Here is a 16,255-nt window from a genome sequence, read left to right as displayed (position 1 = left end):
ATTTTTTGAAATATTTTTTCTTGCTTTTACTATCAATTTCTTGCTTTGCTCAACAAAAAACAGGAATCATTAATATTGATACTCAAAAAGGACATTCAATTAAAGTTGGGTCAAGCGGATTTAATGTGCGTATAGCTGATAAAAGTTGGAATTACACGCATCCAGATTTTAGAGAAGCAGTTCATCAGCTAAAGCCAGGTTGGCTTCGTTATTTTTCAGGTACCATGGGTGATGCCTTTAGTAGTGCAACAGGTCAATATGATATTGATTATGCAATGATGTTCAACCATTCTGAACAATACTTAAAGGGGTATAGGTTTACAGAAGTAAAAGGACCACATCGTATAATTGATTTGTATGATTTATTAAGTGAAATTAATGGGAAACTAATTATAACTGTCAATGGTTTTTCCGAAACTCCAGAAATGACCAAAGAGTTAGCTCGTTTTTGTAAGAATAATAATATTGAAGTTGCCACATGGCAATTCTGTAATGAGCCTTATTTTTATGTGCCTCATAGAGAGGTGTATTGGTGGAACAATGGGTATGATTATGCTGCTAAAATGAAACCTCATGCAGATGCTATTAGAGAAGTTTTTCCTGAAGCATATTTAGCTTTAAATTGCACTTGGGATGGTATTTGGGGATTTATGAAAGAAATCAATACCTATCAAAAAGAACATGGAGCTTATTGGAATGTGTTTTCTAAGCATTCTTACGCACCCCATACAGGAAAAAAAGAATCTTTAGAGAAAGCTTATAAAAGAGGAAACACAAAACTATTGCAAGCTACTTCTCCTCAAGCAATGCAAGAGATAGAAGATTATACATGGGAAAATGTTCCTATGGTAATAACTGAGTTTGGTGTGTGGAATACTCCTTTAAATGGAATTTATTCAAGCATTTATAATATTGAATACGTAATGAGACAGTTGCAACATACCAACACATGGTATGTGGGAGCACATGAAATAAGCAGTAAATTTCAACCTAAAAGGAATATCAATAAGCAAATTGAACAAGCTTATCAAAATGCTACAACTCTAAATACAGATAGTATTCTAACTGGAATAAAAAAGACCTTAGAAGGAAAAGCTTATGAAATTTTTCATAACGCAACCAATAATTCTGATTTTGTTTTTAAGTCATCTGTAACTAGTGGATTTAATGCTCCTGGAATGAAAAATACTACGGAAGTAGCTTTTTACTCACAAGCTTACAGAGGTATTAATGGTTATGATTATTTGGTTTTTACCAACAGAACAAATCAATCTAAAGATTTTAAAATTAATATAGATGGAGAGCCATTAAACAAAAAAATAGAAACTCAATTTATTCACGCTGATTCATTACAGGTACACAATACAGAAATTAAAAATAAAGTATATAAAAAGGGAAGTATAAACATACCTGCTTATAGTGTAACAGTTGCAAAGTGGAAATCTAAAGAAATAGCAAAGCCTGCAACTCCAACTATTTATAAAGGAGAAATAAATAAATCGGGAATAAAATTAACATGGGGAACTATAGAGAATGCAGATAATTACATTGTATACTATGGGAAATCTCTTAATGCATTAAACCATAAATTAAAGGTTAAAAAAGGAAATTTTGTTGAGGTTTCTGATTTAGAAAAAGGAGAGGAGTATTATTTTAAAATGCTAGCTAAGAATAAAAAGGGAGAAAGTGGTTATTCAAATTACATAAAATTGAAGATAGCTACACCTAATAGTCCTAAGATTTTTAAAACATCAAGAAGGAATAATACAGCTACTATTTTTTGGAAAAGTGTTGCCAATGTAAGTGCGTATAAGTTGAAGTATGTTAGTACTAAAACAAGAGAAGAGAACATTATTGATGTTAATAATGTTTATGGATACAGAGTAGAGGGCTTAGATTATAATGTTGCTTATCAATTTTCAGTTGCAGCATATAATGGTATAGGTGTTGGTGAATTTTCAGAACCAGTTACTTTGGTGTTGTCAAACAAAGTGCCTTTGAGTCCTAGAAATGTATCGGCAGTTAGAAATCAAGAAGGAAATGTTATGGTAAAATGGATTACACAAAAAGATGTTCATCCAGAAACTACTTATAATATTTATAGAGGAGAAAAACTTCATCATTATAGCAAAATTGCAGAGGGTATAAAAATGTCTAGTTATGTAGATTCCACAGCTGTGAAAGAAAAAATATATTATTACACTGCAAAAGCAGAAACATCAGCAGGAGAAAGTAATTTTTATCCAAATACAGCTACGTTAATTGATGTTAAAGAAACATCTTCAGTAAAAATTAACAAGGTAGAAAAGAAAAATGATGGATATTTATTTTATGTATCTTATAACAAGGTTTTGCTTGATGGGGAATACTCTTACGGACTTAAAATAGAAAATATATCTTATTTAACTGTTGAAGAACAATTGGTTGAGGGAAGTGATTTGTCTAAAAAAGATAAAACATTTGAGGTTTTTATTTCTAATTCAGAGTTGACAAAAAAATCAAAATATGCTATCAAAGCCTATATGAAAACAAACGGAAAAACCATCTATAGTAAATTGCCTAACAAAACCATTGTTACAGATTAATTGGGATTAAATTCAAAAAAAGAGAGGATAAAATTATCTTCTCTTTTTTTTTGAGCTTATAGAGTTGTTTGATGGCAACTTGATTTTGATTACCATATACTTTTCTTAGGTCACTCTATTATGGAAACAGGTGATATTTGTTTCTAATTTTAGGTGTAAATCGTTCAAAACTGTAGATAAACAAATATTAAGACATAGAAGTAACAATAACACTCCTAAAACGAGATTTTAAATTGAAACAAAGCTTTTAATTTGGCTGTGATATTATTTTAAGAATAATTAAAATAAATACTAACTAAGTAAAATTATTTGTAATGAAATGTAGATTTAAATTAGAAAAATTAACCGTATTTGTCTTTTCTATGTTTGTTTGTGTTGTGGTATACTCCCAAAGTATTACTGTTGAAGCTGGAAATCTAAAACAAGAAATTGAATTTATGGGAGCGGATTTTGAACGGTCTCAAAATTTTGTTCAAAACGCAACCAATACTAATGAAATTATAGATTGGGTTTTTAGAGATGTTAATTTTAACTTGGCAAGAGTTGCGTACGATAAAATTCAGAAAACTGAAAATGAGAAGTATGAAATAGAGGCTAATAACATTGGTGCTTCAGGAACTTATGTACAATGGCAATTAAGAAATGGTGCTACTGAAGAAATAGTAGAATGGTCTTTTGGGGAAGGTGAAAATGGGAATGGAACTTATTTTATTCAAAATATCGCATCAAATACAAATTTACAAAGTACTAGTGATAAAACTGACGATGATACTGGGAATAGAGTTTTTTCTAGACCAGCTAGATCTTGTGGAGGGAGTTGGTGCAAATGGGAGTTGACTGAAAATGAAAACTATCCAGGTTATTACAATATTCGTAGTGTAGGACAAAACAAGTATTTACAATGTACTTCCGATCCATCTGCAAATACAGGTTTGTTTGTTAAGGCTGTAGATGTAAATACAATAAACGAGAATGATGAGAATTCACTATGGAAATTATCTCTAAAAAACAATTCAAATAGTATTGTTTTTATTGATAACAAAGGGTTTGATAAAAGATTACGTTACACAGATATAGACGAGGTTGTAGAGAATATGGCATTTTATAACAATGCTATTAAAACAATGCAAGCTATAAAATCTACAAATTCAAATGTTAAGTTTTTAGCAACTATGCGCTCAGATTACCATGGGTACAAAAGTGGTAATTGGAATAACTTACCAGAGTATATCTATCAGTATTCATGTGTAGAAACTAACGATGCAGGTAACTGTATCAAAACTATAGGAAACAAATCTTTTAATGCAAATTCTTATGGAGTTTTTTTGGCAGACTACTTAGAGTTAATGCATAATAATGGAGTAACTATAGATTATTTGGCAACAGCAAAAGAATGGACAAGTGTGGTAACACCTTTAAGGTCTCATGTAGCTTACGAAAAAATGAAATTAGAATGCGCTGACAGAGGAATTCCCATTCCTGAAATTATAGGTCCAGCTTCCTGGTCATTATCACAAGGTGTAAGTTATATAGAAGATGTTGAAACGGAAGGATATCAAAATGAGTACCATTCTTTTTCATCACATAACTTAAACAATCAATCAGAATTATATGACGATTTTGCATTAGCAGCTACATCAGTAGGTAAAAAAACATGGAATGATGAATCTTCTGCAGGAGGAGGGTCAAGAACTTCAGGTGTGAACCCGGATATTAGCTTGGCAATAAACACGTATATTGATAAAACAGTACTGTATAAAGGAGGGCTAGTTGGAGAGTGTTTTTTTGAAGTAAACTCTAGAGGTGTAAACTCTGAGACTAGAGCTATTTACTTTAAAAATAATACAGAGGGAAAAAGGCTTCGAAGTTATTATATAATGAAATATTTTGCTAATGGAGTTGTAGGGAAAAAATATGTAGAAAGTACTACTTCACTACTTGAAGAGGTACACAGCATGGCATTTGTTAAAGAAAATGATTTTACAGTAGTTATTGTTAATAATAGTGAAGATGACATAAACAATATTCCTGTTAATTTCAATAATTTTCAGTTAGATGATGATATAAAACAAATTACATGGACTAATGATAATAATGATGAAGGAGCTGAAGTAATAATTAAAAAAGGAAATACAAATACATTTGTTACAGACCTTAAAGCGAAAAGTATTTGTATTTATACCAATCAAAGTGATGAGCTTCTTTTTAGCAAACAAATAAACAATAATACAAGCGTTAGAGTTTCTTCAAACCCTGTTTTAGATGAAAAAATTCACCTTGTTATAGATGATGATTTTATAAAAGAAAAATTATCATACTCTTTGATCAATTCTAATGGACAGGTTGTTTTACAAGGAGACTTAAATTATAAAATGGAGATAAATATTAGTAATGTAAATAAGGGCTTATATTTCTTAAAATTAAATTCAAAAAGAATTAACTCAACTTTAAAAGTGCTAAAAAGCAATCGATAAAAATCTCAAGAATCAAATATATACGCCTTGAAACAACTGTAATGTAGGTTTTTGGCGTGTTGAGGTGCTTTTTTTGCAACATATAAACCCTCTAATTGAGAATTTAATAATATCTATTCTTGTTAAGTTTACTCTTGAGATTGAAATATTGCTTACTATAAAATTAAAACTAAATTATACTGAATGAACATGAAAACGAATAATAAAAGAAAGCTGATTTGTTTTTTGATGAAAACAATGAAAATACCTGAAAAGACTTTTCAGTCGATATTGTGTGCAATTTTAATCTGTATATCACTATCAATATTTGGTGAGAATGAGATATATGCTCAGACTCCAAAAAAAGTTATGGCGAAAGGAAATATTGTTGATGAAAATAATATTCCGTTGTTGGGGGCAACAATATTACAGCAAAATACTTCTAAGGGGAGTGTGGCAGATTTTGATGGAAACTTTAGTTTGGAAGTAGATTACAATTCAAACATAGAAATTAGTTATGTAGGTTACAAAACACAAGTTATTCAAAACGTAACCGACTCTTCTATAATAAAAGTTAAATTAGAATTAGACTCCACAAATTTAGAAGAAGTTGTAATTGTTGGTTTTGGAACTCAAACAAAACAAACACTTGTTGGAGCGGTAGAATCTGTAAAGGGAGAAGAATTGCAAAAAGTTGGTTCTGTAAGTACCATTTCTGAAGGGTTGCAAGGAGTTTTGCCTGGGTTAACAGTTATAAATACTAACGGAAAACCAGGATCTGATGCTGCCGACATTTATTTAAGAGGAAAATCTTCGTGGAATGAGACAGGTCCTCTTACATTGGTAGATGGGATTCAACGTGATATCAACAATATTGACCCCAACGAAATAGAAACTATTTCTGTATTAAAAGATGCATCTGCAACTGCAGTTTATGGAGTAAGAGGTGCGAATGGGGTAATTTTAATTACGACCAAAAGAGGTAAATTGGGTAAACCTCAATTTAACTTTACATCTAATTTTGGTTTTAAAGATCCTACAGCAAAACCAGAATACTCAGATTATATTACGTCTCAAAAAATGTACAATGAAGCTGCTACTAATGAAGGGTTATGGGGGCAATTAATTCCTCAATCTACCATTGATGCATGGACGCAAAACTATGACCAAAGAGGGCCGAATAACATTTATTTCCCAGAAGTAGACTGGACGGATGAAGTGGTAGGAATTGGATACGAACAAACGTATAATTTAAACATGAGTGGGGGGTCAAGATTGGTACGTTACTTTGTTTCCTTAGGGCACAGAAACGATGGAGATATTTTTAAAACAACTCCACAAGATGAATATGATCCTGCTTTTAATTTAAAAAAATACAATTGGAGAACAAATTTAGACTTTGATGTTACACCTAGTACAAAATTCAGTGTGAATTTTTCAGGAAACTATAGAGTAAGAACGCAACCAGGATATCGTATAGATGGAAATGGAGAAGATGGTTTTGGACAATCTCAATTCTTTGGACTTCTTTATAGCTCTCCTAGAAATCTATTTCCTATTAGATATGAAGATGGTTATGGAGATAGCTCTAATGGTGAAGCCAATCTTCTTATGGCTTTGAATGAAGGAGGGGTTAGAACTTACAAATACTTTCAAGGTTTTTATGATGCTCAATTAACACAAGGTTTAGATTTTATCACCAAAGGACTGAGTTTTAAAGGAAGTATTAACTATTCTTCTCAATCTAGTTACGAAGAAAGAATCTTAAGAGTAGGTTTAGGTTCTGCAAATGTGGGAATCATAAGGTATTTTAGAAATTACGATTATGCAAATCCAATAGTGGCAGATGATGGTACTGTAACTTATCCTCTTATATCAGAAGTTAGGTTTCCAAACGATCAATCTCAAGGAACTGCTGTAGTTGCTACAAACCCAAGCTTGTTCTCTTACCAAAGAAGGTTAAATTATAAGTTTCAGTTTGATTATAATCGTGCTTTTGGAGATCATACAGTAAAGACCAATGCGATTATGACAAGACAAATCACCAATACTAGAAATAAATACTCAGCCAAAAGAGAAGAGTGGATCGGTCGTATAAACTACTACTATAAAAAACGTTATTTACTAGAATTGAACGGTTCTTATTCTGGATCTGAAAAATTTTCTCCTAAAAATAGATTTGGGTTTTTCCCTTCTGTTGGTTTAGGATGGGTAGCTTCCGAAGAATCTTTTGTGAAAAAAATTGCTGGAAATTGGTTAGACTTGTTAAAAATAAATTATTCATATGGTATAACAGGTGCGGATGGAAATGAATTTCCTAACAATGACCAAGATCGTTTTCAATATGTTCAAATATACAATACAGGAGGTAACGTAAACTTTGGATATGATGCTCTAACAGGTTACGGACCTAGGTATGTAGAAGGATCTCTTGCCAACGAAAGCGTAGGATGGGAAACAAGTCGTGTACACAACTTAACGGTTAAATTTGAGGCCTTTAAAAAATTAACATTAGGTCTAGATTTGTACAAAGAAAGTAGAACAGATATTTTAATGGATGTTAGACAACAGTCATTTACAGGAGTAGTAAATCCTCCTACGGGAAATTTAGGAGAAACCAAAAAGCGTGGTTATGAATTCCAAATAGGATGGAAAGATAAGATAACAAAAAACTTATCCTATGGAGTTGATTTTAATACAGCCTTTTCTGAAAACAGAATTGTTTTTAGAAATGATCCATCTGGACAGGTTGATTATTTAAAACAAGCAGGAAAACCAATCGGGTGGAATAGTTCAGGAGGTCAAAGATATTTAGATGCTGGTTTTTATGATAGCTTAGATGACCTTTACAATGGAGCAACACCAAGTTTAGGAGTAGCACAAACTAGTTTGCTTCCAGGAGATGTTTCTTATGTTGATTATAATGGAGATGGTCAAATAACAAATGAAGATCTTGTTGCAATGGACAAAACAATTAAATTTCCATTAAACACGTACAACTTAGGATTGAATGTAGGGTATAAAAACTTATCATTATCAGCAAGGTTTTACGGTGTTTCAAACACAGGATACATCATTCCTAACTTATATTATTATGATGACATGAGTAATTACATTCAGTCAAATCCTGATGTACTTAATAGATGGACACCTGAAACAGCTGCAACAGCAACAAAACCAGTGTTGCACTTGAATGACTATGCACATAGTAAGCAAAGCAGCACTTTAACCTATGCAGATGGATCTTATGTGAGATTAAAAAGTGCAGAGATAAGTTATAGGTTCACTAAAGGATTGGTTAAGAAATTAGGACTGAAATCTGCACAAGTTTATGCAAACGGAAATAATTTATATACATGGTCTAGGCTACCAGATCAATTAGATCCAGAAAGCAACGGAACGGGTAGTTATCCAATTATAAGAAGATATAGTTTAGGAGTAAGAGTCTCATTTTAATATAGATTAAGATATGAAAACAAAATTTTATAAAACAATAGTAATGATGTTGACTTTTATAAGTCTGTCATCATGTGAAGATTTTTTAGATGTAAATCCAGATTTTGGATTGGCGGAAGAAGATGTTTTTTCAAGTTACCAGTCGGTTAGAGGGTATTTAGATAATTGTTACGAGGTGTTATTAGATATTCACCACTGGCGTTCTCAAGGATTTGATAGAACTTCTGTAAATGCACTTTCAGATGAGGCAGGAAGTCCTTATAATGGAAATATAGCTACCGTTTTAAATTCTGGAGCTTGGACAAATAGATGGGCAGGTGTTCCAGAACTTGGATGGGGAGGAAATTCTGGCTTTGACCAAGGAAGCGTGTTTACCAATGCTACATTTGCTATTAGAGTTGCCAATAAAGTAATTGAGAATATAGAAAGTGGTATAGTGCCAAGTTTAACAGAAGATCAAAGAAATGAATTGTTAGGACAAGCTTACTTTTTTAGAGCATGGTACTATTTTCAAATCATTCAAAGAGCAGGAGGTATGCCTATTTTAGACAATGCTTTTGCTTCGGATGACAATACAAATTTAAGCAGACTTACTTATAAAGAAAGCACTGAGTGGATGTTAACAGATCTAGACAAAGCCATTCCTATGTTGCCAGATGTTTGGGAAACTAGTCAATTTGGTAGAGTAACTAAAGGAGCAGCAATGGCTGTAAAATCTATGGCAACATTGTATGCTGCAAGTCCTTTAATGCAAAATGATTTAAATTCAATAGAGGATCTTGACTACAGTACAGAATGGTCAGAAATGGCAGCAGAATATGCAAACGACTTGATAAAATACATTGACGCAGGTTCAGGTGGAGCTGGTTTTAGATTGATGACAAAAGCAGAATATAAGAACATATTTTATACAGATGGAATCCAAGCATCTCCAGAGTCTGTTTGGTACCGATTGGATGCAGGAAAAAGATCTAGTCAATCTAGAGGGTTAAGATGTAATTATATTCCTCAACGTATGTCAAGAGGGACAGGGAATGATGCAGCAGCTTACACAAACCCAACTCAGAATATTGTAGATATGTATGAAACCTTTGATGGAACTAACGCATACCCTATTGATGATTCAAGATCAGGTTATGATTCTCAAAACCCCTTTGAAAACAGAGATCCAAGGTTGGAAAATAACATAATTATTCCTGGTGAGGAATGGGGAATAGCTCAAAATGGAACTAAAATGTACCAAGAACTATATGTAGATGGAACAGATTATAATTTACAAAGTAATAGTAGGTATACTAAAAATAGAATGTTGTCTGGATATATGATAAAAAAATACTTATGGCCAGAAGCACAAAACTTTCCGTTTCAATTTGATATATACAACATAAATACAATATACATAAGAGTTGCCCAAGTGTATTTAGATTATGCAGAGGCTATGAACGAGGCATATGGACCCAATGCAGATCCTAAAGGATATGGTCTAACAGCGGTACAAGCAATTAATAAAGTGAGAAATAGAGTAGATATGCCAGATGTATTACCTGAGTTTGCAACAAGCAAAGTAGTATTTAGAGATAGAATTAGAAACGAAAGAGCTGTGGAGTTAATGTGGGAGAACCACAGATGGCATGACTTAAGAAGGTGGATGATTGCAGAAGAAGTGTTCAAAAAACCAATTAGAGGTGTAGAAGCTATTCCACCAGCAGGTCATGGTAGTGTTACTGATAAAAGCACATTGACCTTTACTTACAACTACATTGACCTAACTACGGAACAACGTGTTTTTGATAAGAGAAACTACTGGTATCCAGTATCGTCAAATGACGTGTTTGATTTGTCTAACTATCAACAAAATCCAGGATGGTAATTGTAAAAAGCTTAATTGAAACTAAAATTATGAAAAAATATAAAATTAATTTCTTGTCAACTCTTTTTGTTTTGATAGCGATTAGCTTTCAGAATTTCCTTTATGGTCAAGAAAAAGAGAGTATAAAGATAAAAACAACTTTAGTAGATGAAAATGACAATCCAATTCCTAATGCTTTAATAGTATTGGGTGATGGTTTGGTGGAAACCAATTCTAATTCAAATGGAAGTTTTACTTTAGATGCACTTTTAAATAACATATTATTAATCAGTGCTAACGGATATAAGAGTAAAGTAATTCAACTGAATAAAGAAGTAATAGGAGAAAAGATTGTCTTAGAATCTGCTTCTTTATTTGACGATAGAGAGAATGAAATTATTCTTCCTGGAAATTTAAAAACAACGCAAAGAGCCTTGACAGGAGCTGTTAGTAAAGTTTCGGGAGAGGAGTTGGAGTCGCAACCAGATATTGTGTTTCACAATGCCTTACAAGGAAGATTGGCAGGGGTTACTGCTCGTATGACAACAAACGGATTAGGAAATAATCATCCCGCTATTTATGTACGTGGTTTAGGACGTGAGAGTGCTAACACTGCACTTTTTATTGTAGATGGTTTAGAAAGACCTATCGATTTTTTAAATGCTGAGGAAATAGAAAGTGTAGAGGTATTAAAAGATGCTTCTGCAAAAATATTGTACGGTTCTAGAGCTGCCAACGGAGTGATATTAGTTACAACTAAAAAAGGACGTAAAAATACGCAAGTAATAAAAGGTTCTGTAGAGTATGGAGCGAATATGAATACTCGAATGGCAACGTATTTAAATAGCGCTGATTATGCTACTTTGTATAATGAAGCTAGAGAAAACGATGGTTTTTCTCCACTGTATTCTGCAGCAGATATTGAAGGTTATAGAAATAGTACAGGAGAAAATGATTTATTTTATCCAAACATTGATCATAATTCGTACTTTTTAAAAGAAAGTACTGCTTTTAGAAAAATGAATTTTGAATATTCTGGAGGTACAGATAAGTCTCAATATGGAGTGTATTTAGGATATATCGGAAATGGTGGATTGGAAAAAATAGGAGAAGATGTTTCACAAGATAGAATTAATATACGAGGAAATTTAGCTTTTGATTTGACAAACAATTTAAAAGCATATATCCAAGGAAATGGAATTATTGAATCTAGACAATGGGGTAAATTAGGTCAAGATCAGGTTTTTGGACGTGTAAATTCAGAAAGACCTAATGAATTTCCGTTGGTAATTCAAGATCCAAATTTTATTGGTGAAGCAGCATCTTTAGGAGAAGAAATAATTCCGCCCTTAGGAGGTTCTTTTCAAAACAGAACAAGTTTGTATGGAGATATGCTTTATGGAGGAAATCAAAAATACATCTTTTTTCATGGTCAAACAGATTTTGGTTTAGACTGGGATTTAAACAAAACAATTAAAGGATTGTCTGCAAGCACAAAACTGAACTTTGATAGTTATGATTATTATGCTACTGAGCAAAAAAACAACCCAATTCGCTATGTGGTTGAAAAAGATGAGGATACAGGAGAAGCTACTTACACCAAGTTAAACAACAGAAGTATTACGGCTCAAGTAAAAGAAATGGGAAGTGCTTCTACAAGATCTTTAGGTTCAACTACTAATGTAGAATATCAAACAAGCATTGAGGGTGACGATATGTTAACACTAGATCTTTCTCATTTTTATTATTTAAATCAAGATAATTCTAGACGTCAGCATATTAAGAATGGAAATACAGTGTTTAAGATCAACTATGCATATAAAAACAAACTATTTTTTGATTTAACTCACGCGTTAATGACTAGTAACAAATTTGCAAAAGGAAATAGATCTTTTTTATCTCAGGCAGTTGGTGCAGCATGGGTAATTAGCGAAGAAGACTTTTTTAAAGGAAATGCTTTTGATTATTTAAAGTTAAAATCTAGTTATGGTGTTATAGGGTATGATGCAAGTACTAGTTTTTACTTATTTGAAACAAGATATAGTTCTGCAGGAAACGTGAATTTTGGAGAAAGAAATACGTCTTCAGCTGGTCGAATTAGTTTTAACAATTTTGGGAATCCAGATTTAGCTTGGGAAAGATCCAATGAATTTAATGTAGGTGTAGAAGGTTTGGCTTTCAACAAGTCTTTACAATTTGAATTCAATTACTTTCATGAATTAAGAGATGATGTTATTTATGACAATCCTACTTCTAATACAACGGGTACTATAGGTATTGCAAAAGAACCATTAAATATGGGTAAGGTTGCAAATCAAGGAATAGACGGAAGTGTAAACTGGAGAAAGAACTTTGGAGATTTTAAATTAAATGTTGGAGGTAACTTTATCATTTCTAAAAATAAAATCAAACAATCAGATGTAATTGATAACATAGATAGTAATTTAAATGTAATAGGAACTCCTTCGGATGCTATTTTTGGTTACGTGGCTAATGGTATTTTTAAAACACAAGAGGAGGTAGATAATGCTCCCTTTCAAGCATTAGGTCAATATGGAGTAGGGAATGTTTCTTACAAAGACTTAAATGATGATGGTGTAATTGATGAAAGAGATAGAAAAGTGATTGGTAATAGTTTTCCAAGATCTAATTTTGGAATTAGTCTAGATGCAAAATATAAAGGTTTTGGACTTTCTGCTTTGGGAGTTGTACAAACAGGTGTAGATATGATTAAAAACAATGCATATTACAGAAATAGCGGAGAAGGAAAGTATTCTACATTAGCATCAGATAGGTTTCATCCGGTAAACAATCCGAACGGAACAGAACCAATATTAACCACATTAACACCTATAAACGACAACGTAACTTCTACTTTTTGGATGGAGAATGCATCTTTCTTTAGGTTAAAAAATGTAGAGTTGAGTTATGCTGTTTCTAAGGATACTTGGTTGGTTAAAAAAATGAAATTTTACGTAAGAGGTACTAATTTATTTGTATTGTCTGATGTAAAAGATTTAGACCCAGAGGTGCCAAATTCAGGGGTTTCTAACTACCCTTTGTTTAGAACTGTTACAGGAGGAGTTAGCTTATCATTTTAAAAAATAAAAAAGATGAAAAATAATTTTATAAAATATACATTGATTGCATTAGCAACATTACAAGTTGCATGTTCATTTGATCCAGAAATAGACAATACCTATAGTGAAGATTGGGTTTTTAGTCAGCCTGATTATGTAGAAGGATTGCTTTTAAATGCCTACGGAAATTTACCAAACACAATTGTTGATGGTTACGGAGGTGATTTTTTAGATGCAGCAACAGACAATGCAGTAACAAACAACGAATCTGGGGTTTACCGCTTAGGAACAGGAGGATTGACACCAAGTAGTAATGTGATAGGACAATGGGACAATGCTTATAATCAAATAAGAAACGTTCATTTATTTATGGAAAATGGTTTAGGAGACAATATCAATTATGATATTTCTTCTGAAGCAGCAGACAAAGCCAAGAGAGATAACCTAAAAGGAGAAGCATTTTATTTAAGAGCATGGTGGAGTTTTCAATTGTTACAAGCTTATGGTGGTAAAACAGCTGAAGGAGAAGCCTTAGGGTACCCAATTGTTTTAAGATCTGCAACTAAAGAAGAATCTACGGATTTAGAAGCTGTAAAAAGGAATACATATGAAGCATGTGTAATTCAAATTAAAAAAGATATTGATTCTGCTATGTTGTATTTGCCAAGCAAATATACAGGTAACGATCCTGTTACTGGAATCAATAATTTAGGACGTGCAGATCAACAAGTTTCTTTGGCGTTAAAGTCAAGAGTATCTTTATACGCAGCAAGTCCAGCATATCAACCAGATAATATTGTGAAGCTAGTAGGGATGGGGCAATTTAACGTTGTGGATGAAACAGCTTATATTAACAAATGGAAAATTGCTGCAGATGATGCACAAGAGGCGATTAATGAAATAGGGACATTTACAAGTTTAAAAACTTCTGATTTTGATTCCAACAACACACCAGCAGAGTTTATTTGGAGAAGTTTTTTCACAAGTTCAGCTTTAGAAAACTCAAACTATCCTATTGCAGAACGTGGTGGAGCAAGAACAGGACCTTCTCAAAACTTAGTAAATGCATTTTATACGAAGACAGGTTATCCTATAGACGATTCTCGTTCAGGGTATGATGCGGATAATCCATATGATAATAGAGATCCTAGATTGTATGTAAATGTATTGTACAATGGAAGTGATTTTAACAATAGATATTTAGAAACGTATGTAGGTGGAATAGATTCTAAAGAAAAATATTCTGGAAATACTCGTACAGGATATTATGTAAGAAAATGGTTGTCTTTAGCTCCTGGTATTATTAGTGTAGATAATTCAAGTAATCAGCGTCATTACAATCCTTACTTTAGAAGAACAGAATTGTTTTTAAATCTTGCCGAGGCAGCAAATGAAGCTTATGGACCTATAAGTATAGGTGGCAATGTAACACAATCTTCTGTAGACATTATTAAATCTATCAGAACAAAAGCAGGAATAACAGATAATACTTATGTTGATGAAATTGCTGCTTTAGGAAAAGATGAGTTTAGAAAATTAATACAGCTTGAACGAAGATTAGAATTGGCATTTGAAAATCATAGATATTTTGATTTAAGACGATGTTTATTGCCTTTAAATGAAACGGTAAAAGGAATTAAAATTACTCAAAATACAGATGGAACTTTTAATTATGAAGAAGAAGATGTAGAAGAAAGAAGATTCAATGGAGTAAGGTATTATTATGCTCCATTACCTTATGATGAATTGTCTAAAAGCCCTAATTTAATCAACAACTTAGGTTGGTAATATTATTAAAAACATAAAAGAAGATGATACAGATAAAATTAAAAAAAATAAGTTTAGCACTACTTTCGTTAGGGCTTTTGTTTGCCTCTTGTGAACCATATGAGGATTTTGCAACGGATTTTGACTATACAACTACGTATTTTGCTACTCAAAAACCTCTAAGAACAATTGTTTCTTATGACGAGATGGAGTTCAAGGTTGGGGTATCTTTAGGAGGAAAAAGAGAAAACTCTAAAGATGAATACGTGAATTTTGAAATTGACGAGAATTTGTTAACTACAGTTGATGGTGCTAGTGGGTTTACATTATTACCAGATTCTTATTATGAGTTAAGTGATGATTCTCAGATGGTTATTTCTAAAGGAGAGTTTATTGGAGATGTTACAGTAACTTTAAATAGAGATTTGTTTACAAATGATCCCTTAGCAACTCAAAATACATATGCATTACCAATTAAACTAACAGACTCATCATTAGATTCTATTTTAGATACTAAAGATCACACTGTTTTAGTTGTAAAATACATTAGTCAATATTCAGGAGTATATTATCATAAAGGAACTCAAAAAGAACTAGATGGTTCTGGAGGTGTTGTAGAAGAAGTTGTTTATGATGATACGGAGTTAATCAATAATCAAACTTGGAAATTAACTACTGTGGATAGAAATTCTGTACGTACTCCAGGAGTGGGTACATTAACTAATCAAAACTTTGTAATTAACATTGATGAGTCCGATAATACAGTAGCAATTGATAGCCCATCTGCTGGAGTTACTAATTTAGTTGGTTCTGGTGTTGTTAATGAAGATAGATCTATCTCTTTAAATTATTCTTACACCAATGGAGGAAAAAATTATGAAGTTGAAGATACTTTGGTATTACGTCAAGCAGTTGAATTTGATTTAAGGTTTGAAGAATGGTAAAAGTTTAAATTAGAAATTAATTTTTTAAAAAAGTCGCCTAAATATTTAGGCGACTTTTTTATTTATAAACTATTTGTAGGATATCTACCGTATTCTAATCTTGTTTATAAATAACGCCTTA

7 protein-coding genes are annotated in these 16,255 nt (G+C 32.3%); all 7 read left to right on the top strand.

What is annotated here, in order from left to right; translation table 11 throughout:
• Positions 1-5 precede the first annotated feature (5 nt).
• The 7 genes from Q4548_RS07880 (at position 6) to Q4548_RS07850 (ending at position 16,134) form a co-directional block, all read left to right on the top strand.
• Positions 6-2,585: a fibronectin type III domain-containing protein gene (locus Q4548_RS07880; RefSeq protein ID WP_303453408.1), complete on the top strand. Its 2,580-nt coding sequence runs from the start codon at positions 6-8 to the stop codon at positions 2,583-2,585.
• Between the two features lie 314 nt (positions 2,586-2,899).
• Positions 2,900-5,059 carry an RICIN domain-containing protein gene (locus Q4548_RS07875; protein WP_303453406.1) on the top strand — a complete coding sequence of 720 codons (2,160 nt, stop codon included), beginning with the start codon at positions 2,900-2,902 and terminating at the stop codon, positions 5,057-5,059.
• Between the two features lie 348 nt (positions 5,060-5,407).
• Positions 5,408-8,494 (top strand): SusC/RagA family TonB-linked outer membrane protein, encoded by a 3,087-nt coding sequence (locus tag Q4548_RS07870; protein WP_303453403.1) that lies wholly within the window; start codon positions 5,408-5,410, stop codon positions 8,492-8,494.
• 13 nt (positions 8,495-8,507) lie between these two features.
• On the top strand, positions 8,508-10,364 hold the full coding sequence (locus tag Q4548_RS07865) for a RagB/SusD family nutrient uptake outer membrane protein (protein ID WP_303453401.1): 1,857 nt from the start codon (positions 8,508-8,510) through the stop codon (positions 10,362-10,364).
• Between the two features lie 29 nt (positions 10,365-10,393).
• Entirely contained in the window at positions 10,394-13,444 is a 3,051-nt protein-coding gene (locus Q4548_RS07860) for a SusC/RagA family TonB-linked outer membrane protein (RefSeq protein WP_303453399.1), read from the top strand.
• A gap of 12 nt (positions 13,445-13,456) precedes the next feature.
• Positions 13,457-15,211 carry a RagB/SusD family nutrient uptake outer membrane protein gene (locus tag Q4548_RS07855; RefSeq protein WP_303453397.1) on the top strand — a complete coding sequence of 585 codons (1,755 nt, stop codon included), beginning with the start codon at positions 13,457-13,459 and terminating at the stop codon, positions 15,209-15,211.
• 23 nt (positions 15,212-15,234) lie between these two features.
• Positions 15,235-16,134 (top strand): BT_3987 domain-containing protein, encoded by a 900-nt coding sequence (locus Q4548_RS07850; RefSeq protein WP_303453396.1) that lies wholly within the window; start codon positions 15,235-15,237, stop codon positions 16,132-16,134.
• Positions 16,135-16,255: the final 121 nt, after the last annotated feature.

This window comes from Wenyingzhuangia sp. 2_MG-2023 (assembly GCF_030548295.1).
In the GTDB taxonomy this organism is placed as follows: domain Bacteria; phylum Bacteroidota; class Bacteroidia; order Flavobacteriales; family Flavobacteriaceae; genus Wenyingzhuangia.
This window is presented reverse-complemented; position numbering and strand designations above follow the sequence as displayed.